This window comes from Candidatus Zymogenaceae bacterium (assembly GCA_016931225.1).
In the GTDB taxonomy this organism is placed as follows: Bacteria; Desulfobacterota; Zymogenia; order Zymogenales; family Zymogenaceae; genus JAFGFE01.
The window spans coordinates 1-24,012 of record JAFGFE010000007.1 but is presented as its reverse complement, the minus strand read 5'-3'; the positions used below and the strand labels follow the sequence as shown (position 1 = coordinate 24,012).

At 58.4% G+C, this 24,012-nt stretch carries 21 protein-coding genes; 16 read left to right on the top strand and 5 right to left on the bottom strand.

The annotated features are described in order from the left end of the window. Positions 1-69: 69 nt before the first annotated feature. Entirely contained in the window at positions 70-1,488 is a 1,419-nt protein-coding gene (locus JW885_03095; protein ID MBN1881136.1) for a CoA-binding protein, read from the bottom strand. A 304-nt stretch (positions 1,489-1,792) separates the two neighbouring features. Between JW885_03095 and JW885_03090 the strand changes: the two genes are divergently transcribed. From JW885_03090 to JW885_03060, 7 genes are all read left to right on the top strand, one after another. Next, positions 1,793-3,382: a peptide ABC transporter substrate-binding protein gene (locus JW885_03090; protein MBN1881135.1), complete on the top strand. Its 1,590-nt coding sequence runs from the start codon at positions 1,793-1,795 to the stop codon at positions 3,380-3,382. A gap of 72 nt (positions 3,383-3,454) precedes the next feature. Then, positions 3,455-4,501: an ABC transporter permease gene (locus JW885_03085; protein MBN1881134.1), complete on the top strand. Its 1,047-nt coding sequence runs from the start codon at positions 3,455-3,457 to the stop codon at positions 4,499-4,501. Positions 4,502-4,513: 12 nt separating this feature from the next. Then, positions 4,514-5,386 carry an ABC transporter permease gene (locus JW885_03080; protein MBN1881133.1) on the top strand — a complete coding sequence of 291 codons (873 nt, stop codon included), beginning with the start codon at positions 4,514-4,516 and terminating at the stop codon, positions 5,384-5,386. A gap of 11 nt (positions 5,387-5,397) precedes the next feature. Continuing rightward, positions 5,398-6,357 carry an ABC transporter ATP-binding protein gene (locus JW885_03075; protein MBN1881132.1) on the top strand — a complete coding sequence of 320 codons (960 nt, stop codon included), beginning with the start codon at positions 5,398-5,400 and terminating at the stop codon, positions 6,355-6,357. After that, positions 6,354-7,343: an ABC transporter ATP-binding protein gene (locus JW885_03070; GenBank protein MBN1881131.1), complete on the top strand. Its 990-nt coding sequence runs from the start codon at positions 6,354-6,356 to the stop codon at positions 7,341-7,343. The genes JW885_03075 and JW885_03070 overlap by 4 nt, the downstream gene beginning before the upstream one ends. Positions 7,344-7,656: 313 nt before the next feature. Then, positions 7,657-8,388: a ribonuclease PH gene (rph, locus tag JW885_03065; GenBank protein ID MBN1881130.1), complete on the top strand. Its 732-nt coding sequence runs from the start codon at positions 7,657-7,659 to the stop codon at positions 8,386-8,388. Then, the gene (locus JW885_03060) at positions 8,384-8,995 is read left to right on the top strand and encodes an XTP/dITP diphosphatase (protein ID MBN1881129.1); all 612 of its coding nucleotides are present in this window, start codon (positions 8,384-8,386) and stop codon (positions 8,993-8,995) included. Before rph ends, JW885_03060 begins: the two co-directional genes overlap by 5 nt. Before the next feature lie 39 nt (positions 8,996-9,034). Here JW885_03060 and JW885_03055 read toward each other — a convergent pair whose 3' ends face one another. Beyond that, on the bottom strand, positions 9,035-10,642 hold the full coding sequence (locus tag JW885_03055; protein ID MBN1881128.1) for an MBL fold metallo-hydrolase: 1,608 nt from the start codon (positions 10,640-10,642) through the stop codon (positions 9,035-9,037). A 201-nt stretch (positions 10,643-10,843) separates the two neighbouring features. Here JW885_03055 and amrB point away from each other — a divergent pair, with 201 nt between their 5' ends. The 6 genes from amrB to JW885_03025 all read left to right on the top strand — a co-directional run bounded on the left by amrB (position 10,844) and on the right by JW885_03025 (position 18,304). After that, positions 10,844-12,082, top strand: a complete 1,239-nt coding sequence (gene amrB, locus JW885_03050) for an AmmeMemoRadiSam system protein B (GenBank protein MBN1881127.1) — start codon at positions 10,844-10,846, stop codon at positions 12,080-12,082. 182 nt (positions 12,083-12,264) lie between these two features. Continuing rightward, a complete protein-coding gene (locus JW885_03045; protein MBN1881126.1) occupies positions 12,265-13,332 on the top strand; it encodes an acetoin utilization protein AcuC in 1,068 nt (355 codons plus the stop codon). 66 nt (positions 13,333-13,398) lie between these two features. Then, a complete protein-coding gene (locus JW885_03040) occupies positions 13,399-14,418 on the top strand; it encodes an adenosine kinase (protein MBN1881125.1) in 1,020 nt (339 codons plus the stop codon). Positions 14,419-14,594: 176 nt separating this feature from the next. Then, complete coding sequence (locus JW885_03035) at positions 14,595-16,193, top strand: AAA family ATPase (protein ID MBN1881124.1); 1,599 nt, start codon at positions 14,595-14,597, stop codon at positions 16,191-16,193. Between the two features lie 29 nt (positions 16,194-16,222). After that, on the top strand, positions 16,223-16,963 hold the full coding sequence (locus JW885_03030; GenBank protein ID MBN1881123.1) for a hypothetical protein: 741 nt from the start codon (positions 16,223-16,225) through the stop codon (positions 16,961-16,963). Positions 16,964-17,134: 171 nt separating this feature from the next. Further along, on the top strand, positions 17,135-18,304 hold the full coding sequence (locus JW885_03025; GenBank protein MBN1881122.1) for an MFS transporter: 1,170 nt from the start codon (positions 17,135-17,137) through the stop codon (positions 18,302-18,304). A 31-nt stretch (positions 18,305-18,335) separates the two neighbouring features. Here the strand turns inward: JW885_03025 and JW885_03020 are convergent, their stop codons facing one another. Both JW885_03020 and JW885_03015 read right to left on the bottom strand, forming a co-directional pair. Further along, positions 18,336-19,175: a M48 family metalloprotease gene (locus JW885_03020; protein MBN1881121.1), complete on the bottom strand. Its 840-nt coding sequence runs from the start codon at positions 19,173-19,175 to the stop codon at positions 18,336-18,338. A 57-nt stretch (positions 19,176-19,232) separates the two neighbouring features. Beyond that, on the bottom strand, positions 19,233-20,336 hold the full coding sequence (locus JW885_03015) for a hypothetical protein (protein ID MBN1881120.1): 1,104 nt from the start codon (positions 20,334-20,336) through the stop codon (positions 19,233-19,235). A 312-nt stretch (positions 20,337-20,648) separates the two neighbouring features. Between JW885_03015 and ttcA the strand changes: the two genes are divergently transcribed. From ttcA to JW885_03000, 3 genes are read left to right on the top strand one after another with little or no spacing between them, the layout of a single operon-like run. Beyond that, on the top strand, positions 20,649-21,434 hold the full coding sequence (ttcA, locus tag JW885_03010; GenBank protein MBN1881119.1) for a tRNA 2-thiocytidine(32) synthetase TtcA: 786 nt from the start codon (positions 20,649-20,651) through the stop codon (positions 21,432-21,434). Beyond that, on the top strand, positions 21,421-22,077 hold the full coding sequence (locus tag JW885_03005) for a threonylcarbamoyl-AMP synthase (GenBank protein MBN1881118.1): 657 nt from the start codon (positions 21,421-21,423) through the stop codon (positions 22,075-22,077). Before ttcA ends, JW885_03005 begins: the two co-directional genes overlap by 14 nt. Then, positions 22,074-23,468, top strand: coding sequence for a M28 family peptidase (locus JW885_03000; protein ID MBN1881117.1), 1,395 nt, complete (start codon positions 22,074-22,076; stop codon positions 23,466-23,468). Before JW885_03005 ends, JW885_03000 begins: the two co-directional genes overlap by 4 nt. Positions 23,469-23,670: 202 nt before the next feature. On the opposite strand, the gene JW885_02995 is transcribed toward JW885_03000, so the two are convergent. After that, on the bottom strand, positions 23,671-24,012 hold a 342-nt coding region (locus JW885_02995; GenBank protein MBN1881116.1), incomplete at its 5' end, for a hypothetical protein.

Genomic DNA, 24,012 nt, shown 5'->3' with positions numbered 1-24,012 from the left:
TGAAAGAACAGCGCCGCCTCGCCCGCCCCCCTTCCCTCTCTTACGATCTTTCTTCCCTCATGCCTCCCCTTAGTCCCTGTTACGATTGAGACAGGCGGAGACGTTCGCCACCACGTGAGCGGCGGGGATGATGGCGGGCGATACCGGCACCCCCCGCCCGGTCAGGTACATAAATGACTCGAGCCACTCCTCACCGGAATAGTAGAGCGGCAGCACCACGTACAGCGCCTTTCTCGACCGGTCGTTGAAGTCGGCGATCGCCTCCATCAGGTAGCGGTTGTATCCTTCGCGAAAGAGGTGGGCGAACTCGATGTGATGCTGGTATATGATCGCGTCGGTGGCCTCGTCCTCGTCGATGATGTCGAGCATCTTCTCGAATATCCCCGGATATCCCCCCACCGCCGAGAAGTCCAGCGGGTTCTTGAATCCGGTTCCTGCGTCCGGGATGAGATCGGCGATCCTCTTGACGGTCTTATCCGTGTACGACGGGACGTGAATCCCCATGCGCGGCAGCACATCCGCGGCGATCACCCCCTCACCGCCGCCCCGGTTGATCAGAGCGACCCGGATGCCCGGGGGGACGGTCTTCGGCCTTCCGGTGAGCTTGTCCAGGGCCGAGAGGGTCTCCGTCAGCTCGTCGAAGGTCGCCACCGTCACCGACCCGCTCTGGGAGAGCGCCGCCTCCCACAGGTGGCCGGATCCCGCCATGATGCCGGTGTGCGAGCTCACCGCCCGTTCCCCGGCCTCGGTCAGCCCCACCTTCAGCACCACCACCGGTTTCTTCTTCGACGCCCGGGATAAAAGCTCGGCCAAGCGCCGTCCGTTCGCCGTCCCCTCCAGGTACAGGGCGATGATCTCCGTTTCGTCATCGTCGATGAGATAGGCCAGAAAGTCCTCAACGGAGAGGTCGACGGAGTTGCCGAGGCTCACCGCCTTGCTGACAAACATCTTGTGGTGCTTCCCGGACCATGCCAGGGACTGGGCGCTCCCGCCGCTCTGGGAGACGAATCCGATACGCCCCTTTTCCTGTGGGAACACGCCGGGGGGATAGGTGAGCCGTGATGTGGGGGAGAACACGCCCAGGCAGTTGGGGCCGATGATCCGGACGCCTGTCTCACGGGCGGCGGTCATGAGGGCATCGGTTCTTTTTTTACCTTCAGCATTCTCCAGGTCCGAAAAGCCGGAGGAAAAAACATGGACGATCCGCACCCCTTTCGCCGCCAGCCCCCGGACGGCGTCGGGCACCTGGATCGCCGGCACCGCAAGTATCGCATAGTCGATGCCGTTCGGCAGATCATCAATGCGGTCATAGGTGTCGTATCCCAGGCCTCCCTCATTGTCGGTGGAGACCACATAGAGCGTTCCGGTGAACCCGAACGTCCTCAGGGCGCTGACGAACATATAGCCGCCCTTCATGGAGCCGGTTTTCCCGACAACCGCCGCTGTTTTCGGTGTGAAGACCGCGTCCCAGAAATCCTGTGTGCTCATATTTCCGCTCGAAGAACAGATATGAAAGAAAAACAGAGTATCATACCATTAAACTGTCGAGGGCTTGTGTGTGTCAAGGATAATCTGATGGGGAGAAGCGAAAAATTTTAACAAAACACGTGGGAACCATGTAATTGTCGTCTGTTGTGTGTAATAAGTATAAAATTTTATTGACAAAAAGGGTTAAAACTCAATATACTCAATCATCAAAGAGCATTCTGGGATTTTCCGTGGCAATCGTCGCAGGCGTGAGTTTTTACATGCGGCGGTATTGCAGGGGAACTCAATACTACAAGGAGGCTTTATGAAACGCATTTCTTCAAAATGTACGATTCTCGCCCTGATCCTTGGGCTGGCCCTCTTCGGCGCCCTGTTGGCAGGCTGCGAGAAGCCGGCTCCTGTTGATGGGCCCGATGAGCCGATGGAGGAGTCGGTTATCATCATCGGTACCACCGACAAGGTGACCGACTTGGACCCGGGTGAAGCCTATGACTTCTACACCTGGGAGATTTTTCAGAACATCGCATCTGGACTTTTGACCTACGAACCCGGCACCACCGAGCTGGTTCCGGGACTCGCCGCAGAGTGGCCCGAAGTCTCCGATGACGGCACAGAGTATACCTTCAAGCTTCGCGAGGGCCTGACCTTTTCCGACGGCACGCCCTTCAACGCCGAAGCGGTGAAGTACTCCATCGACAGGGTCATCACCACCAAGGGAGATCCCTCCTGGCTGGTGGATGACTTCGTCGAGAGCGTGGAAGTGGTCGACGAATATACCGTCAAGTTCATACTGAAAGGCACCTTCGCATATTTTCCGGCTCTGGTCGCGTCCGTTCCCTATTTTCCCGTGAGCCCCAATATCTATCCGGCCGACGAGGTGGTCACCGATCCCTCCGAGCTGGTTGCCATCGGACCCTACAAGGTAGAGAGCTTCGTGCGGGAGGTGGAGCTGGTCTTGGTGAAAAATCCTGACTACTACGGCGAACCGGCCAAGAACGACAAGATCATCATGAAATACTACAAGGACGCCACCACCATGCGGCTCGCCGTCGAAAAGGGCGAAATCGATATCGCGTGGAAGTCCCTCAATCCCACCGACATCGCGGATCTCAAGCAGAATCCGGAGCTGAAGGTGGTTGAGGCCGCGGGCGCCTACATTCGCTACCTCTGCTTTGTCTGCAACGGCGATCCCTTCAGCGACAAGATCCTCCGGGAAGCGGTGGCGTGCGCTCTGGATCGGACATCCGTCGCCGAAAAGATTTTCCTCAATACCGTCGAGCCGCTCTATTCCATGGTGCCCATTGGCATGTGGGGTCACAAGGATTCCTTCAAGGAGACCTGGGGCGAGTACAACGTCGAGAAGGCCAAGGAGCTCCTGGCGGAATTGGGATACAACGAGGAAAATCCCTTCTCCTTCGAGCTGTGGTACACTCCCACCCATTACGGTGACACCGAATCCGACATGGCCCTTATCCTGAAGCAGGGTCTGGAGGCCACAGGCGTGATGAAGGTGGAACTCAAGAGCGCCGAGTGGGGAACCTATGTCGACAACTTCGACATCGGGAACATGGGCGCCTTCCTGTTGGGATGGTATCCGGACTACATCGACCCGGATGATTATACATCCCCCTTCGCCCTGTCCACGGCGTCTGACAGCATGGGCATCTTCTATCAGGATCCGGTCATGGACGAGTACCTCCTGGGCGCTCAGGTGGCCCCCAAGGAAAAAGACAGGGTCGCTTTGTACGAGGACGCTCAGGATTACTGGGCGCTGGAAGTGCCGACCGCCCCGATTTTCCAGGGCAAACTCTTCCTGGTGACCCAGCCGGATATCGCCGGCATCAAGGTCGCCCCGACCATGATTTTCAACTACAAGACCGTCTATCGTGAATAGCTGCATCTATTGAATCCACAGGGGGAAGGCGTCCTGCCTTCCCCCTTTCTTCCAACCCGCAAGGTTTTCATCATGAGATCTCTCTTGGCATATATCATCACGCGCCTTTTCCTCACAATCCCGATGATCCTCATACTGCTGACGATTGTATTCTTCATCGTCCGGGTGATGCCCGGAGATCCGGTCATCGCCATGCTGGGACCCAAGGGGACCCCGGAGATGATCGAGGAGATGCGCCACCAGCTGGGTCTGGACAAACCCGTCATCAGCTTCGGGCTGGACAACCAGTATGTCGACTACCTGAGCGACCTCCTGCACGGCGACCTGGGAGTCTCCACCTACTACAAGGTCCCGGTCTGGGAAAAGCTCAAACTCTACTTTCCGGCAACGTTGGAGCTGACGATTTTCGGGCTTTTTATCGCCTTCGGGGTGGGTATATTTTCGGGGGCATTCGCCGCCGAAAAAAGGAAGACCGTCGCGGATTATTCCATTCGATTATACGGCATCGCAATATATTCCATACCGATCTTCTGGCTGGGGCTGATGCTCCAGATCATTTTCGGGGTGTGGCTGAACGACATCACCGGGGGGCGGTTCGCCTTTCCCATCGCGGGGCGTATCAGTGCCCGAATATCTCCTGAGGTGATCACGGGGCTCTTCGTTTTGGACGGCATCATCACCGGGAGCTGGAAGCAGGTGGTGAACTCTCTGTTTCACCTCACCCTTCCCGCCATGACCCTGGGGCTTGTCCTGTCGGGGATTTTCGTCCGCCTGACACGGGCCAACATGCTCGATGTCCTCAAGCAGGACTATATCCTCTCCGCCGACGCCCGGGGCGTCAGGAGAAGAAAGGTCGTCTATCGTCACGCCCTCAAAAACGCCTTCGTCCCGGTGCTGACCATGATGGGGTTGCAGTTCGCCTATCTCATGGCCGGGGCCGTACTGACCGAAACCACCTTTTCCTGGCCAGGCATGGGGAGCTATCTGGTGGAGGCGGTCAACTACCGGGATTTCCCGGCCATACAGGGTACGATCATCTTCATCGCGCTCTTGGTGGCGTCCATATCTCTGGTCGTCGATATCATCTACGCATTCATCGACCCCCGGGTCCGGTATTGAGGGGAGGCGGCCATGTTCACTCACATTCTCAGAAAACCGTTTCGTTTCTTCATCACGATGGGCAAAAAGCACCGGGCCGAATGGTATATTGTCGTCGTGGGCGGGATCATTCTCTCGGTGATCATCTTCATGTCGGTCTTCGCGCCGTTTTTGGCGCCCTACGACCCCCTAGCCAGCGTGGGCGATCCCTTTACCCCCCCCGGTAAAGACTTCATCATGGGGACCAACAACCTGGGATTCGACGTCTATTCCCGGATACTCCACGGTTCCCGGACGATCCTTCTGGTCTCCATCACCGCGGCGCTCTTTTCCGCTTTTGTGGGGATTCCCATCGGGCTGGTGTCCGGCTACTACGGCGGCAAGCTGGACCGGATACTCGCCCTGGTGATGGACTCCATTTATTCCTTTCCGGGGCTGATCCTGGCCATCGTCATGGCGGCCATGCTGGGGCCCGGCGTCATCAACATCTCTCTCGCCATCGCCGTCATCTACATCCCCACCTACTTTCGGATGGTCCGGGGGCAGGTTCTCTCCGTCAAAGAGGAGATCTATGTGGAGGCGGCGAGGTCCATCGGCGCCCGTGCGATTACCATCATGGTGCGGTACATTTTTCCAAACGTCATCGCCTCGCTGGCGGTGGTGTTCTCCCTGAACGTGGCGGACGCGATCCTCACAGAGGCCGGCCTGTCGTATCTGGGGCTTGGCCTGCCGCCGGATCTGCCGGACTGGGGTATCGACCTCTCCAAGGGGAAGGTCTTTGTGCCCCTGGGCACCTGGTGGATTGTCACCTTTCCCGGCCTGATGATTACCCTGGTAGCCCTGTCGTTCACCATGATCGGCGAGGGCCTCAACGAGATACTCAACCCGCGGCTGAAGGAGCACTAGTGAACGAACCGATTCTTTCTCTAAAAGAGCTGTCCATACATTATTCCACGTTCGATGGAACCGTGAAGGCCGTCGACCGGGCGAGCCTCGACCTCCCCACCGGGCAGGTGGTGGGACTGGTCGGCGAGAGCGGCTGCGGCAAATCGACCCTTGGCCTTTCGATTCTCCGGTTGGTTCGTCCTCCCGGCGGCATCGCCGGCGGGAAGATCGTCTTCGAGGGTGAGGACCTGGTGACGAAAAAGGAAAGCGAGATGCGCGCAATCAGGGGATCCCGCATCGCGATGGTCTTCCAGGACCCCATGACGTCTCTCAATCCCCTCGTTCGTATCGACCGCCATTTCCTGGAAACCATCGCCTCCCACGAAAACGGGGTGAGTGAAAGCCTCGCTCTCAAGCGCATCGAGACCCTCGTGGAGCATTTGGGCATCTCCCGCTCCCGGCTCCACGAATATCCCCACCAGCTCTCCGGCGGCATGCGACAGCGCATCATGATCGGCCTGGGGCTGATTCTCAACCCGAGGCTTATCATCGCCGACGAGCCGACGAATTCCCTGGACGTCATCGTCGAGGCGCATTTCCTGGACCTCCTCAACGACCTGAAGGAGGAATTCAACCTGACGATTCTTCTGATCACTCACAATATGGGTATCGTCGCGGAGCTGGCTGATCGCGTTGCGGTGATGTATGCCGGCACCATCGTCGAGGAGGGGGATGTGTTCAACCTCTTCAAGAATCCCCTGCACCCCTACACCCGGGGGCTGTTGGCGTCGATACCGAACATCAAGATCGACCAGACGAAACTCTTTACCATGTCCGGCTCGCCGCCGAACCTCATCGATCCCCCCACCGGCTGCTCATTCCATCCCCGGTGTCCGGAAGTGATGGATATCTGTCGGATCAAAGAGCCGAGGGGCATCACCAACAACGGCAGGCGTGTGGAGTGTTTCCTGTACGGGGAGGGGACGGCATGAGCGAAAAGAACCTGGTGGAAGTTCAGAATCTGAAAAAATACTTCCCCCTTTCGACGAGTATTATCGAGGGACTGCTCACCCGGGAGAAGCTTTTCGTCCGGGCGGTGGATGACGTCTCGTTTCGGATACAAAAGGGCGAGGTGATGGGCCTGTGCGGCGAGAGCGGCTGCGGCAAGACGACCACCGGGCGGATGATCATGCGTCTGTTGGACGCCACGGATGGAACGATCACGTTCGACGGCCTGGATATCACCGGGCTTTCCGGGAGAAAACTCAGGCGGTTTCGTCCCAACATGCAGATGGTCTTTCAGGATCCCCATGCCTCCCTCAATCCGCGGATGACCGTGGCGGAGAATATCGGTCACAGCCTGGCGGTGCAGCACTTTGGGACCAAAAAGCAGCGCCGGGAGCGCATCGCCGAGGTCATGGAGAGCGTCGCCCTCACCCCGGTGCACGACATTGCCCGGCGATACCCGCATCTCCTCTCCGGGGGGCAAAAACAGCGGGTGGTGCTGGCCCGGGCGCTGGCGGTGAATCCGAAACTGGTCGTGGCCGACGAGCCCATCGCCATGGCCGATGTGTCCGTTCGGGCGCTGATCCTGGAGCTGATGCTCAAGCTCAAGGAGGAGTACAACCTTACCTATCTCTTCGTCACCCACGATCTCGCCACCGCCAAGTATGTCTGCGATCGGGTTGCGATCATGTACCTCGGGGTCATCGTGGAGATCGGTACTATAAACGAGGTGTTCGGAAATCCCAAACACCCCTACACCCAGGCGCTGCTAACTGCTGTGCCGGTGCCGGACCCGGCGGCGAGGAGACAACACGCCATTCCCCGGGGCGAAATCCCCTCGGCGGTGAATCCACCCCCGGGATGCCGTTTTCATACCCGGTGTCCCATCGCGGATGAGCAGTGCAGCAGTATCCTCCCGGACATGGTGGAGATCTCGCCCACGCACCGGGCGGCCTGCCGGCTGATCCGATAGGGCAACCTTACAACGCCGGGGAATCCATCCACCCGGGGCGGCCGCGTCCCGTTTCGATAACAGGAATCGATCGTTCTTCGATCACCGGTCCGTGTATGAACGGGGGACCGTGTCCGTCCCCCGTTTTTTCATCCATCGATTCCACGGATTGGTGCGGGGGATGGAAAAAAAGCGGGATTCCCCGATTTTCACCCTTGACAACGCTTCACGATCTTTTTTATCATACATATTTATCGACGGAACGGATTGAATCGTGAAATACAAGTTTCTGAAAGTCGATTCCCACGGCCCCGCCGCCCCCTCCGGAACGGGTGTGCGGGCCGACGGTCGTCAGCCCCACGTCATCAGGCCCATTGTCATCCAGAGAAACTACATCCCCCACGCCGAGGGGAGCGCCCTGATCGAGATGGGCAAGACCCGGGTTATTACCACCGCTTCGGTGGAGGAGCGAGTGCCGCCGTTTTTGAAGGGAAGCGGTGAGGGATGGGTGACCGCCGAATACGGGATGCTGCCCCGCTCCACCGACAGCCGAATGACCCGGGAGGTGACCCAGGGGCGGGCCGGGGGCAGGACCATGGAGATACAGCGGCTCATCGGCCGGGCGCTCAGGGCTGTGGTGGACATGAAGGCCCTGGGGGAGCGAACCATCTGGGTCGATTGCGATGTGATCAGCGCCGACGGCGGGACCCGCACGGCGGCCATCACCGGCGGATTCGTCGCCCTTGCCGACGCCCTGATGACCCTCAAGAAAGAGCGAATCATCTCCAGGTTTCCCCTGAAAGACTACGTGGCGGCCGTCAGCGCCGGCGTGGTGAACGGTCGCATCCTCCTCGATCTCGATTACGGAGAGGATTCATCGGCTGAGGTGGACATGAACTTCGTCATGACGGGATCCGGCCTCTTTGTGGAGGTACAGGGTACCGCCGAGGAGACGCCGTTCGATAGAAAGACCTTTGACGAGATGCTTTCCATCGCCGAGACCGGCATCAAGAATCTCATCGAAAAGCAGCGGGAGGCGCTGGGGGGGATCATTGTCGAAGATTGAGGTGGTGCTTGCCACGAAAAACAGGGGCAAGGTCCGGGATTTCGCCGATATATTCGATCAGATGGGGCTTTCGGACCGGATCACCCTCCTCGACCTGTCTCACTTTCCCGGCTTTCCCGACGTGCCTGAAGACGGGGCGACCTTTTCGGAGAACGCCCTGATAAAGGCGAGGGCCGCGGCGGCACATACGGGCAAAATCTCCGTCGCCGACGACTCCGGCATCGTCGTCGACGCGCTGGGCGGCGCCCCGGGCATCTACTCCGCCCGGTTCGCGGGCGTGTCTGCGGATGACCGCGCCAATAACGAAAAGCTCCTTCAGATGATGAAGGACGTCCCCGAGGCCGAAAGGAGGGCCTCCTTCCGGGCGGCCGTCGCGATCGTCTCTCCGGAAGGTAAAGAGGAGGTGGTCGTAGGTGAGTGTCACGGATACGTCGCCGCCGCGCCGCTGGGGACGAACGGCTTCGGGTACGACCCGCTCTTCTTTTATCTCCCCCTAAACAAGACCTACGGCCAGATGACGGATGAACAGAAGAACCGGATCAGCCATCGCCGCAGGGCCATTGAGGCGTGTGCCGCCAGGCTTGTGACATTCATCGACAATACGTGAGATACCCCCTGTCCTGGGCGATGTGACGGGACATCCCGGTTATTCTACCCCGGAAAAGCCCTCCAGGTCCTGAACGAGCTTCTTGATCTGGCGGACCCGCTCGTAGAAGGCGGTCTTGTCTGTGTATGCCCCCTCCTCCAGCAGCCGATCGATGCGGTCCCGGATGAAGAAGAGGTCCTTTTCCGTCCTGCTTCCCTCCAGGGCGATCCGCTCTCCCGGCTCGGTGACGGAGAGAGACTCCACCTTCCCGTCGGGGGCGATCGAGACGCTCTCCCCCCACCGGGGCACAAGGGCCGTGAAATTGAGCTCGCTCTCCAATGCGTCTCGAAACGCTAACGATGCCCGCTCTTCCCCGTGAATCACAAAGCAATGGGGGGCGCTTCCCCGAAAGTAGGACGCCCAGGAGATCAGCCCGTCTCTGTCCGCATGGGCGGAAAATCCTCCGATGGTGTGTATCTTCGCGTTTACCTGGACGTCTTCACCGAGGATGCGCACCCTCTCCGCGCCGCCGACGATCAATCGCCCCAGGGTCCCCTCGGCCTGGTAGCCCACGAAGATCACCGACGCCTCCGGCCGCCACAGGTTATGGCGCAGGTGATGCTTGATGCGCCCCGCGGTGCACATGCCGCTGGCGGAGATGACAATGGCGGGGCCCGGTTTCCTGTTGATGGCGATGGACTCCTCGGTGCTCCGGGTAAAGATGAGGTTCGGCGGCGTAAGCGGCGTTTCCCCGGCGGTGAGGAGGGCATGGGTTTCATCGTCGAAGCACTGGGGATTTTCCTTGACGATCTGCGTCGCCGAGGTGGCCATGGGGCTGTCGACGTAGATCGGGATGTCCGGGAGCACCCCTTCCCTGGCGAATTCCCCCAGGTAGTAAAGCATCTCCTGGGTGCGGCCCACCGCGAAGGATGGAATGACGACCTTCCCGCCCCGGACGGTGGTTTCCAGGATCGCCTCCTTGAATTCGTCCCTGCTTTCATCCTTGGTTCGGTGCAGTCGGTTGCCGTAGGTGGATTCAATGAAGAGATAGTCGGCGCTCGTGACCACGCTGGGGTCTTTGATGATGGGCTGGTCGACCACCCCCAGGTCTCCGGAGAAGACGAGCTTTTTCTCGGTCTCTTCCTCGGTCACCCACATCTCCACAATGGCCGATCCGATGATGTGCCCGGCGTCCCGAAAGATCACCCGGAATCCGGGAATCGGCTCGAATTCCTCGTCATAGTAGACCCGGGAGAACGACCCCAGACATCGTTTCGCATCCTGGACCGTGTAGACGGGAGCAACCGGTTCTTCCCCCATTCTGAGGTTCTTCTTGGTCATCCAATCCGATTCCATCTCCTGGATATGGGCGGAATCCAGAAGCATCAGCTCGCAGAGATCGGCCGTGGCCTTGGTGGCCCAGATCGATCCCCGAAATCCCTCCCGAACCAGTTTCGGGATCAGGCCGCTGTGGTCGATATGGGCGTGGGTCAAGACAACGGCGTCGACCTCCCGGGGGTCGTACATGGCCTCGAGGTAATTACGCCGTACGAGGTCCCGTCTTCCCTGGAACATCCCGCAATCGACCATGAGGTTCCCATGATTGGTGCTGATGAGAAACGACGAGCCGGTGACGGTTCTGGCGCCTCCGAGAAACGTGATACGCACTGGTACATCTCCCTTTTGTGAGTCGTTTTTGTTTGAAAGACCATCATAGCAGAGCACAAACTCCCGCGCAAGAACAACCACAGGTATTTCCGTCCCCTCTTTTCGCCTTGACCCTCTCAGATTCGTGTGATACATAGATACGTTAGCGGTTTTACTATATTATACCGCCGGGAGCGTTTCCCCGGTGTGTCCAGGATGGGCATGTCAAAATACGAATACCCGAAAATCAGAAGCGTCGATATGTTCGCCGTGGATCTCTCCGGCCAGCCCGGCGTTGCCCTCAGGGATCCTCATCTCTACGCCAGAGAGATTATCGCCCTGCCCCGGGACGCCCTGGCGGTCATCCAGCATTTTACCGGCACGAATACCATTGAGGATATCAGAGCCAAGCTCTTGGAGCAGTACGGAGGAGACGTTCCCGCGGAGAATATCCGCTTTATCGCAGAGGAGCTGGACGAGCACCACTTTCTTTTGAGCGAGCGGTTTCTTCGGCACAAGCGCACCGTGGATGAGGAATTCTATGCCTCTCGCGTGAGGCACCCGGTTCATGCCGGCAGCGGATACAGCGAAGACCCGAAGGAGCTTGTCCGTGAATTCGACGGGTACTTTTCCCGGGCGGCGGTGGATCTGGAGTCTTTGAAAAAGAATGCGGACGAGACGGTCGCAATCGTCGCCCCCCACATCAGCATCAACGCCGGCGGCCCCAGCTTCGCTCATGCCTACGGCGCACTTGTGGAGGACGAACCGGCGGACCTCTACGTGATTCTCGGCATCGGGCATGAGGGACTTGAGCGTTTCTTCGCCGGCACCTCCAAGGATTTTATTACGCCCCTGGGAACGGTCGAAACCCATCAGGAGTTCATGAGTGATCTGAACAAGAGATACGATGATGCGCTGTTCGACGGGGAGGCGCTGCACCGCACCGAGCATACCATTGAATTTCAGACGGTGTTTTTGAAATACGTATTGAAGGATCGGCGGTTTTTCATCGCCCCGATACTGGCGTCTTTCCCCCACCAGGTGCTGTCGTCGGATCAATTTCCCGAGGTCCGGGAGAGGATCGATCGCTTTATCGACGCGTTGAGGGGTGCGATAACGGATTTCAACGGCCGGGTTGTGTTGATCGCATCGGTGGATTTTGCCCACGTGGGCGTCAAGTATGGAGACGACAAGCCGCTGTCCCCCGAGGACCTTGAGGTCATACAGAAAAGGGATCGTATGATGATAGAGATTCTCGAAGCGGGGGACGGCGAACGGTTCCTGGACCACATCGCATCCGATGACGACGCCCGGCGCATCTGCGGTTTTTCGGCACTGTATGTGATGCTCAGGGTGCTGGAAAAGGCCAGGGGGGTGCTGCTCAACTACGACCTGACGAGCATGGATGAATATAACTCCACGGTGACCTTTGCGGGTATGAAGTTTACACGTCGGGAATAAATTCCGTTTGCGTACGGCGTAGAAAAAACCCCGATACAAAAGATCACACGGGGCATTATAGGGAGGTTCCCATCGCAAAGAAAAAAATAAAAACGGCCCTCATTCTCCCCGACGGCTTCCATCGGTTCAACTACGGCCCCGGTCATCCCATCAAGTGGGAGCGGGTCAGCTACGCCCTGGATTTGATCAAGGCCTTCAAGCTTGATGCCCTGGAAAACGCCGTGTACGAGGCGCCCACCCAAGCCGACGAGGAAGAGGCGAGAGCGTTTCATACCGACGAGTATCTAGCCGTCCTCAGGGAGGCCAACAACGGAGTTTTCAAGGAGCGCTATACACCATACGGAATGGGACCCGGAGACAACCCGGTATTTCCGGGCCTGTATGATTTTTCACTGACGGTGCTGGGCTGCACCATGACCGCCGCCCGGCTCGTCGGCGAAAGAAAGGTCAAGCGGGCGTTCAACATGGCCGGCGGCATGCACCATGCCATGAAAGACAAGGCTTCCGGTTTTTGCTTCATCAACGACGTCGTGGTGGCCATCGAGTATTTTCTGTCAAAGAAACTCAAGGTCATGTACGTGGACATCGACGCCCATCACGGAGACGGGGTCCAGGCCGCCTTTTACGACACGAATAAGGTCATGACCCTTTCATTTCACGAAAGCGGCAGGTCTCTGTTTCCCGGCACCGGATTTGCCGAAGAAATCGGAGAGGACAAGGGAAAGGGCTTTTCCGTCAACATACCGCTCAGGTACGGCACGGACGACGCCACATTCATCTGGGCCTTCGACCAGGTATTCGAGCCCCTGATCGACAAGTACAACCCGGACGTGCTGGTCAGCCTCGTGGCCTGCGATATGATGCACACCGATCCTTTGGCGAACATGAACCTGACCAGCGAGGGATTCCTCCACGCCGTCAGAAAAATGCGCGAAAAGGCGCCGCGATGGCTCTGCCTGGGGGGCGGCGGTTATAACGAGTTCAACACCGCCCGGCTCTGGACGCTGGTGTGGGCGCTTCTGAACGACATCGACCTGCCCGACGAGCTGCCCGAGGATTTTCTAAAAAAGGCCCAGGTCGAGGGCTTTCAGCTTTCCGGCCTCCTGGACGATCCCTATCGCATGGGGGAATGGCGAAAGCAGGAGGTGATGACCGCGGCCCAGAACAGCGTCAGGGACATTAGAAGAACGATTTTCCCCATGCACAAGATCAAGGTGAAGAGGGGATTCTTCGACGAACTGTTTTACTGAGAGCGATACGCCCGGGCGGATGAAAGGGTCTTGCCTTCCGTCTTCGGGAACGCATATGTGAGCACCATGAGCACAGCAAACAGCAGCACCGCCGAATCGGCGAAGACCTTTGACGTGGCGGGCATCGGCAGCCCGCTGTTGGATTTCATCTTCGAGGTACACGACGGGGTGCTGGCGGAGATAGACCTGAAAAAGGGGGAGATGCACCTGATCGACGAGGAGCAGAGCAAAAAAATCCTCGAGATGATGCGCTCCTATTCTGTCAAAACCGCCCCCGGCGGCAGCAGCGCCAACACGCTGGCGGGGATATGCGCCCTGGGCGGTACGGCCGTCATGCTGGGGACCGTGGGAAACGACGAGCACGGCGGCATCTACGAGCAGAAGACCGTGGAGCACGGGGTGGTGTCGCGCCTGTCTCGGGATGACACAAAAACCACCGGCCACGCAATCACGTTCATCACACCCGATTCGGAGCGGACCTTCGCCACGCACCTGGGGGCGGCGCTGTCGTTTCGTCGCGATCATGTCTTCGAGGAAGACATAAAGAGAAGCCGCATCCTGCACATCGAGGGGTACCAGCTCGAAGACCCGGCCCTGAAGGACACCTGTATTCATGCGATGGAGATCGCGATAGAGAACTCAACGAAGGTATCGATAGACCTCGCCGATCCGGCCCTTGTGGGGAGAAATCTCGAATCGATTACGGATATCGTGAAGCGTTACGCCGATATTGTATTCGTCAACGAAATGGAGGCCCACGCATTTACCGGAAAACATGATCTGGAGGCCCTGCACGATATTTATGATATGTGCGAGGTCGCCGTTGTCAAGCTGGGAGAGAAGGGAAGTCTCGTCAAGGCCGATGACGACTACTGGGTCTTCGACGCCTACAAGACGTCGGTGGATAACACGAACGGCGCCGGAGACGCCTATGCCGCCGGAATACTCTTTTCCCTCGCCCGGGGCATCGAGATGGAGAAGGCGGGGAAAATCGCCTCGTATATCGCCGCCCAGGTGGTTGCCAGCCCCGGCGCCCGGGTCGAGAGGAGCCTCGTCGACGAAATCGCCCCGTTTCTGAAAGACTGACACAAAAAAAACCTCCCCCCTTCTCACAGACGCAAACACGGGATATAATATCAACACACGGAAAGCGAGCCGAGAGGCCCCATACCGGCTGGATGAATCGGACCGGGAGGCGCCGGGTGGGCATCGTGCGGCCGCCTTCCGGATACGCACCGAACAGGGGGGATTCGTACACACCCATGGATCCAACACATCGTCATATCCACATGCTTCTTTCGGGTCTCTCCGATCCCGGGGCCTATCCCCACTCACCTCCGGGCGTGGAGTCGGTGCAGACGCCGATTTCTCTTGTCTTTCTCGCGGGAGATCTGGCCTATAAGGTGAAGAAGCCGGTGAGTCGCGGTTTCCTTGATTTCTCGACGCTTTCAAAACGGAAGTTCTACTGCGAAGAAGAGGTGCGTCTGAACCGACGGCTCTGCCCGGATATATATCGGGGCGTGGTCGCGGTTACGAAGCGGGGAGAGGATATCAAGATAAACGGCGGGGGGGAGATTATCGATTACGCGGTCGAGATGAAACGACTTCCCGCCGGCGGCATGATGAACGTCATGCTGGACGCCGATCTCGTGACACCGGATCATATACGGCGCATCGCCGGCATCCTGGATCCGTTTTATCGGACCGCGCTCACAGGAAAGAGCGTGGATGAATACGGGAGCATTGACTCCATACGGGAAAACACCGACGAAAACTTCACCCAAACAGAAGCGTTCATAGGGAAAACCGTTACCCGCGAGCAATTCGAGGATATTCGGGAATACACCGACGCCTTTTTTAATGAAAACCGGGACGCGTTCGAAAGAAGGGTGGACGGCGGCTTCATCCGGGAGGGCCACGGGGACCTCCATTCGCGAAACATCTGCATTGATGGTGAATCGATACATATTTATGACTGTATCGAGTTCAATGAGCGTTTCCGCATGAAGGACGTGGCCGAAGACATGGCCTTTCTGGCGATGGACCTTGATTTTCATCTCCACCCGTCCCTCTCGAGCCTGTTTGTCTCGGAATACCGGAACCGCTCGGGCGACGATGAACTCCCGCGCCTCCTCCCCTTTTATACCTGTTATACCGCCTATGTTCGGGGTAAGGTGGAAAGCTTCATCTGGGCGGATACCGATGAGCCGACCGAAGAGAGAGAAAGGGCAAAACAAGACGCCGCCGCCTACTTTTCCCTGGCACATCATTACGCCGTCTGGCCCCGCATGCCCTTCGTGATCGTGATGACCGGTCTTTCCGGGACGGGTAAAAGCGCATTGGCACGGGCTGTGGCAGAGGAACTGGGGTGGGATGTGATATCCACCGACGAGGTCAGAAAAGAGATCGCCGGTATCGATCCCTCGTCCCACCAGTACAGCGATTTCAACCAGGGCATCTATACACCCCGCATGCACGAGGAGACGTATCGGGAGATGCTGGTGAGAACCGAGGAGCGCCTGCTTAAAAAACAATCCGTTATCCTGGACGGGGCGTACCTGAAACAAGACGAACGGGAGCGGGTCCGGTGCATGACCGAAGACCTGGGGGCGCGGTTTCTCATCGTCCACGCCGTGTGCACGGACGACCTGGTGGAGAAGCGTATCGAGGGGCGGATGTGGTCGAAAAACGCATCCGACGCCACCGTGGAGGTGTTCAGGCGGCAGAAGACCTTCGTCCAGGCGCCGAACGAGGGTGAGCGGCCGCACACCGTCAGGATCGACACATCCGAATCCCTTCGGGACGGAGTGAAGCGCATTATCGCCCGCGTCCTTCTGGGTGACGGGCGGGCGGGAATATAACACACATTCTTTTCACTGAGGAGGTATATATGAAACCGTTTGTTTGTATGAAAACCGTCGCGAAGGTGATTCTTTCGGCCTTCGCCGTTCTGTGTGTGGGGATGCTGTCGGTCGTTCCGGCCAACGCCCAGACCACCGGTCCGTCGCTGTGGATGGACAAGCTCGAATTCGCCCCGGGGGAGGCCATCTCGCTTCATTTTACCGCGCCGGCGGGGCTTCCCACAAATGCGTGGATCGGCATTATTCCCTCCAATATCCCCCACGGAGACGAATCGGTGAACGACCAGCACGATATCTCCTATCGATACCTCGACGGGCTGACATCGGGAACCCTGACATTTTCCGCGCCCACCACACCCGGCACCTATGATTTTCGCATGCATAATACCGATTCCGATGGTGTGGAGCTGAAATCCGCCACGTTTACTGTCGTCACTCCAGGGGGCGGAGGGGGAGGAACAGGAGTAGGTGGTGTGTCGATCTCCCTCGCTAAGACTGTCTTCTCTCCCGGAGAGAGCATCACCGTCACCTTTACCGCGCCCCCGGGGCTTCCCGACAGCGGGTGGATCGGGATTGTTCCCTCAAGCGTGTCCCACGGCGATGAATCGACGAACGACATGAACGACATTGAATACCACTACATGAAGGGAATGACCTCGGGCACCTTGACATTCACCGCCCCGGCCATGATCGGCAGCTATGATTTTCGGATGAACGATAACGATTCGAACGGAAGAGAGTTGACCTCGATTACATTTATGGTACAGTAGAAAAGAGGGTCTGCACGGCGCATGCGCCGATGCGAATCGGCCGTCCGTGACTATCGGAACGGAGATGGTCCTGATCCTGTGGAAACAAACGGCGCCCTTGAGAGGGGGCGCCGTTTGTCGAGGACACTCAATACGGGACGTGCGACTGAACGAAGCGGGTAACACAAGACGATGACACGGGAACGAACATCACTCTTGCCGGCATTTCTCTCCATCGGCATCATGGGGCTTTCCATGGGCGTCAGCATGCCGATTCTCGCCCTGGCGATGGAGAAGATCGGCGCCACGGTGACGTTGGTGGGCCTGTCCATTCTGGTGGCCAACAGCGCGGCCTTGGTTTCTTCCCTACTGACTCCTCCGGCCATCGATCGCGTCGGCGGTAAAAACGTGCTGATCTGGTGCATGATGTTTCTGTGCATCATCATTTTTCTGTACGCCGCCGCCCGAAGCATCGGGCATTTCTTTTTTCTCAGGGCTATATACGGCCTGCTCATGGGTTTTATCTTCGTGACCACCGAAGCGTACATCATCGCCCTGAGCGACCCGGAAAGACGGGTGCGCAACATGGGCATTTACGGCGTGGCCATCGCCGCAGGCAGCGCCCTGGGGCCGATCATGGGGTTTCGACTCTACGAGATGGGGGAGAAGCTCCCCTTTTACATTGGGGCCGCGGTATGCGCCCTGCCCCTTTTGACGATCATCATCCTGCTGAAGCCCTACACCCCGCCGAAACGGGAGGGTCGTCGTCCCCTGTCTCCTCTGGCCATCATCATCCCCATCATCTCCGCGATGATCTTCGGCCTGATTTATGACGGGATCCTGGGGCTGATCGCCCTCTACCTGGAAAACGGCGGATTTCTCCTGTCCCAGATGGGCCTGATCGTGACCTCCTTTCTCGTGGGAGGGATTATCCTGCAGTATCCGCTGTGCATGGTCGCCGACCGCACCAACAAGCATCTCTTCCTGACGGTAACGGCCATAACGGGGGCGATAGGGTTCTTCCTCTGTCCCTGGTTTCAGGGCCCCGTGCCGCTGATGATCGCCACGTTTTTTGCAGGTGGCATCGTCAGCACCACGTATCCCGTGGGCATGGCCGTCCTCGGAGACGACATCTCCGAGGAATATGTCACCCAGGGGGCGGCGTACATGTCCGTGGGATTTTCCATAGGAGCCATCGCGGGGCCCTATTTTCTGTCGGTGATGATGGACTGGTTTGACTATCGCTACCTCTTCTTTTCCATCTCCGCGGCCCTGGTCGTCTACGGGGCGGCGACGGCGGCGTCTTTTTCCCGGGGAGGAGGGAGGGGACCCGAAGAAACCCCGGAACACGCCGACTCGTAACGGGAGGGATACACTAAAAAAGGCGTGTCACCTATCGTATCCGTCGTTTCATGGTGTCGAATGAGCGGGTGTTGACGATGGGTCGCGTGTTTTTCGAGTCGAGCTGGGAGATTTCCGCCTTGACGGTGGAAATCCGCTCGGACGTGGAGGGATGGGTGGAAAAAAGCTCGGTGAGGGCCGACGGCTCGGAGTCCTCCATCTCCTGGAGCTTGTACATGAAGGTGAGGTACTGGGCGGCGTCGTAACCTGCGGCGTGGGAAATCCTCACCGCAAGCCGATCCGCCTGCAGCTCGTTATCCCTGCCGTAGGCCAAAAGCCCCACGGAAGAAAAGAGATCCCCCACCAGGTACTGCCAGTCCGGTGCGTCGCTCCCCAGCAAGAGCCCCATGACGAGATTGATGCCCATGATTGTGGTCAGCTGCTCGGTGCCGTGACGCTTGACGGCGTGGCCCATCTCGTGGGCGATGACACCGGCCAATTCCGCCTCCGTGTCCACCCTTCTGATGAGGCCCGAGTTGACGTAGATGTAACCGCCCGGAATCGTAAAGGCGTTGACCTCGTCGTCTTTGATCACCTTGACGGACAGGGGGATGTTGTCGGTATTGGGTGCGTGCGGAGCGATCCGGGCGCCCAGTTCCCGGGCGTATCTCTGGACCTCGCTGTCGGGGTAGAGCTGATACTCCTTTTCGATCTCCCGGGACAGCTCCTTTCCTATCTCAATCTCCTCTTCAACGGAGACGAGGTTGAAGTCGTCGAAATCGAAACCGAAATCCTGACCGGCGGCGATCCGGACGCCCGATGCGGCGATCAAAAGAACCGTGATCATCAACGATATCGGTACGACGGATATCCGGGTGAATATGTGTTTCATGGTGTCTCGTTTCTTCCTTTCTTCATATTCTTTTGATACGGAAACGAACAAAAGGATTCAGTAGACGAGAAACGGGAGGTCGGCGAGCCGGATGAGCACCTCGATGTCGAAATCATCGATGGAAAAAAGACGCGCCGTGAGCATGCGGCCGGTCACGTCCACCTCCTCGACACTGAACAGCTCGCAAAACGGGGCGTTCCGGGAGACGCTGATCCCCTCGGTCAGCCCCCGGAAAAGCAGCTCCCGATCTTCGGCCGGGGAGGTTTCATCCTGGTAGTAGAGTATCAGTGTGATATCCTGGATCGTGTCGTTCCCCGTCTTTCTCGGACGTACGGCGAAGGCGTAGTAGGTGTACGGATGCAGGCGGTACTCCGGGAGTCCCCAATCCTCGGGCTCCCGGATGAAGAGCCGCTCCGCTTCATCGTACATCGAGGTCATGGTGATACTCGACCCGATGAAGAGGGCCGTGTAGGCCCCGTCTCGTTCCACCCGATCGGTGATGGTCGCGATGTCTTCATCTTCCGCCAGGGTGCGGATTTCCAGGCGATCCAGGTAGTCCATGAGGAGCCGTTCCGTCGGGGCGTGGGCGATGAGGTCTCTGTCCAGAAACACCAGGTTGGAAAAGGAGAGGGGGAGTCCGCCCATACCGATCGCCTCCGACCAGGGCAGGGAATAGACGACATGCCCCCGGTGTTCGGTGCCCTCGAAACCGGCATGAGAGAGATTCTCGACGATTCTATCCCGATCAAAGTCTCCCAGCACCACCGTCACCGCGAACGACTCGGTCCTGGCGAGCGATCGGGCTCGAAAATCCCCTGGGTCGAATCCCAGGGGCGCCTCTTCTCCCAGGAGGTACGAAAGCTCCGCCATGGAAAACGTGAACCTGCCGATGTTCGAGAAGAAATCAAGCTTGTCCCGGAGGGGTGACAGATGATCCACCGGAGCAATCCCCAAGAGCCGCTGGGCCGCCTCGATGTCCGATATCTCCACTGATTCGTAATACCTGGTCGGGACTGCGGAGAAGAGGCGATCGGTGCGGTCCGTGGACGGGGAGCAGCCGGGTGTGAGGATCAGGGCCGCAAGAAAAAGGGCAATCGGGAGTCTGCCGGGATGAAGGGACACTCTCCCTTTGGTTTCGCTCGATGCACGGGATGTCTCCATTGTTCGCGCCCTCACAGTCGGATATGCGGCGCACAGACGGTTCCCGCCCGAAATTGGATGGGAAGAAGAACCCCCGGCGCCGCCGCCGAGTGAAATATGCACTTACAATAAAAAGAGTATGCGATGCATGATGAAACGGTTGGACGTCCGGCGTTACACGCCGTACTGTATATATGGTACTCCACGTCACCCTTTCCGTCAATCCGTTTTTTCATCATGAATGTATATGAACCGGTATGATTCGGAAATATTTTTGACAAAACCGCACAATACGTATACCATGTCCGGGTACGTTTACTTCGGTTTTCTTCCGTGTCTCAGATAAAAAAGTGTGAACAGGCCCTTGACAGCACCGTGGGACGGGCGGTGATTGAATATTCAATGATCGAGGCGAACGATCGTGTGCTGGTGGCGGTTTCGGGCGGCAAGGACAGCTGGGCGCTGCTGACAACCCTGATGCGTCTGAAAAAGAAGGCGCCGATTCCCTTCTCGCTCTTCGCGGTGCACGTTGATGCGGCGTTTCCGGAGACCGAGGCCGATACAGAGCTGATCGAAGCCTGTCTCTCGGATCTCGGCGTCGAGCACGAAATCCTCCCCACGGGTATATATCAATTGATGCAGATGAAGGTGAAGCCGGGGTCGAATCCGTGCGGGTTCTGCTCCCGAATGCGCCGGGGGGCGCTCTATGGCAGGGCGAAGGCGGGCGGCTTTACCAAGATCGCCCTGGGCCATCATCGGGAGGACGCAATTGAGACGCTGCTGTTGAATCTTTTCTATGCGGGCCAGATCAGGTCGCTTTCGCCGAAATATATCACCGATGACGGCGCCCATACCGTCATCCGGCCGATGATACTCACGCCGGAATACAAGATCGAGGCATACGTGCGGGAGGCGGGCTTCCCGATTATTGATAATTGTCCCTTTCACGACAAGACGACCTCCCGGCGGGCCTCCATGCGCGCCCTTGTGAGTGATCTCAAGAGGGAGAATCCCCGGATCGTAAAAAGCATCATGCGGGCCCTCGCCAACGTGGACCCGAAACACCTGTTGGACAAGAGGTTGTTGGATACCGGATCGGATGTCGATGATGATCATTGACGCACACACGGAAAGACGACGGGCCGTCGCAAACGCCGCCGCAACGCTGCGGGAGGGGGGGATTATCGTCTATCCCACGGACACCCTCTACGGATTCGGCGCCGCCGCCCGGAACCGGCAGGCGGTGGCCCGCCTGATGAAAATAAAGGGGCGAAAAACGGGTCTCGTCTTTTCCGTCATGTGTGCGGACATCGACGATCTCGTCAGGTTCGTTCGTGTCCGGGCCGAGTACGCACCGGCGCTGGAACGGCTGCCGGGACCCTATACGTTCATCTTCCCCTCGAAAGAGCGGCTTCCCGACGGGGTGATCGGACCCGGAGTGGGGCTGGGCGTCCGGATACCGGATTGCGACCTGGCACGATCCATCGCGAGGGAGTTCGGCGCCCCGGTAATCACCACCAGCGTCAACCGTACCGGCGATGCGCCGCTCACCGCTCCGGAAGAGATCAAAAGGCGGTTTTCGAACGAGGTGGACCTGATCATCGACGCCGGGAATATCGTCGGCGAACCGTCGACGGTCATCTCCTTTATGACAACCCCCCCCTCCCTGATTCGTCGGGGCGCGGGGGATGTTGATTTCCTGGAGATGTTTCGGACCAATGACGCATCAATACGTCACACACAAAACAAGGAGCGGCCATGACGGGGGTATTCAACCTGGACGAGATGTTAGGCTGGGCGGCGGATCTCTATGACATGGGGATGAAGCGCCCCGGAACGGCTGCCGGCGCCCGGGCGGAGGCGTATCTTTTGGGCGTTCTGAAGGGTCTGGGGCTTCCCCGGGTTTGGGCGGAGGATGTGCCCTTTACCGGGTGGTTTCACGATCACGTAATGCTGACGGTCCAGGGACCGGGGGGAACCCGGGGCTTTTCACCCCAGCCCATATCCTACGGCGCCTTCACCCCGCCCGGGGGTATCACCGGGAAGATCCTTGACGCCGGGAGCGGCACCGACGAGGACTTCACCAAAGAAGACTTCACCGGTGCCGTGGCCCTTGTCACCTACGCCCACGGCGAGCTCCCCTACGATATGATGCGGGAAATCGCCCATTACGTTCACGACCCGGACGGCACCCTCGCCGGGAAATCCCAGATCATGAGCTGGCTGGTGGAGGAGGAACGTCGGGCCTATGACGCCGCCGCGGCGGCCGGGGCGGCGGGCATCATCAGCGTGTTTCCCTTCGATATCACCCCGTATCTCTGTTACGACGGCACTAATCCGTTTACGGGACGGATGGGGTCGATCCCCGGCGTGGGCCTGAAAAAGTCGGAGGGAGAGGCCTTACAGGAGTTGCTTTCGGCCGGGGAGGCGCGGGCCGTCCTGACCCTGACGGGACACACACGGTCGGCGCTGACCCGGAACATCATCAGCCTGGTGCCGGGAGAGAGCGACCGTATCCTCCAGGTGGCCTGTCACCACGATTCCATGTGGTCCGGCGCCACCGAGGACACCGCCGGTGTGGCCGCGGTGCTGGCCCTCGCAAAAAAATACGCCGCCGTAAAACCGAAGCTGACGCTGGCCTTCGTGCTGGACGCCGCCGAGTGCCTGGTGGTCATCGGCTCCCGGGCGTATATCGGGAGGCATGTAGATGACATGATTCATAATTTCGTGTGTGATCTGCACATCGAGCACTTCGCCCGTGAATACATCATAGACCCATCGGGAGCCCTGGTTCCCAACGGAGACATCCAGCCCCGGGGACTCTTCGTGACCGATACGGGTCCCCTGGTTGAGATCGCGAAAGACGCGGTGATAACCCACAACCTGAGACGGACCACGCTGCTTCCCACCGACACCCCCCTGGGAGTGCCCACCGACGCGTCGGCGTACAACCGGGCCGGACTGCCGGTGATCAGCCTCATCTCCGCCCCGATTTACTGGAACGCCGCCGAGGACACCTGGGACAAGATCGCCGCGGACGAGATCATCCCGGCCACAAGGGCGTATGACCAGATGATTCAGGCGATCATGGATCGGGACCCTGACGACATCAGAATCCCCGGACCGCCGCGGGATGGATATATCCTGACCTGAACGAGATCTCCTGTTGTTCCCGATGCGTCCCCGGTCATGTGCGGAGCCTGTACGCCCGGGCGAAAAGACGGCGAGGCTCCCGGGAGGCTGGGCGGCTCATGAATAACTCATCCGGCCGGTAAATGAACAGAATAACTTTCCGATATACACGAGCTCCCCTTCGTATGGATGGGGGCTCGTGTGGTTTTCAGGCGGGCGAAAATTAAAGCTCTGGGAAATCGAATTTATAAGAAAAATGATTCTCTCCAGAGTTTACTACAACCAAGTTGACCGTTTGTCCAGACATTTCTTCTGCTTCTTCAAGCGAGACGCTGCATGTGATCGTGTCACGTTTTTGCGGCCCCGGATAAGTTTCTCGTTGCTCATTGTCGTCCAATAATGCGGTAGATTCAGAACCGGCTGCGGAAAAGAATAGAACACCTTTTACAGTTAATGGTATCACATTATTTGTATTAAGATGTGACAAGATTAACTTGACTTGACAGTTGAAAAGAAAGGTGGTCAGATACCTCCTGGCAAACAACTCAAAAAGTTGAAGGAGGAT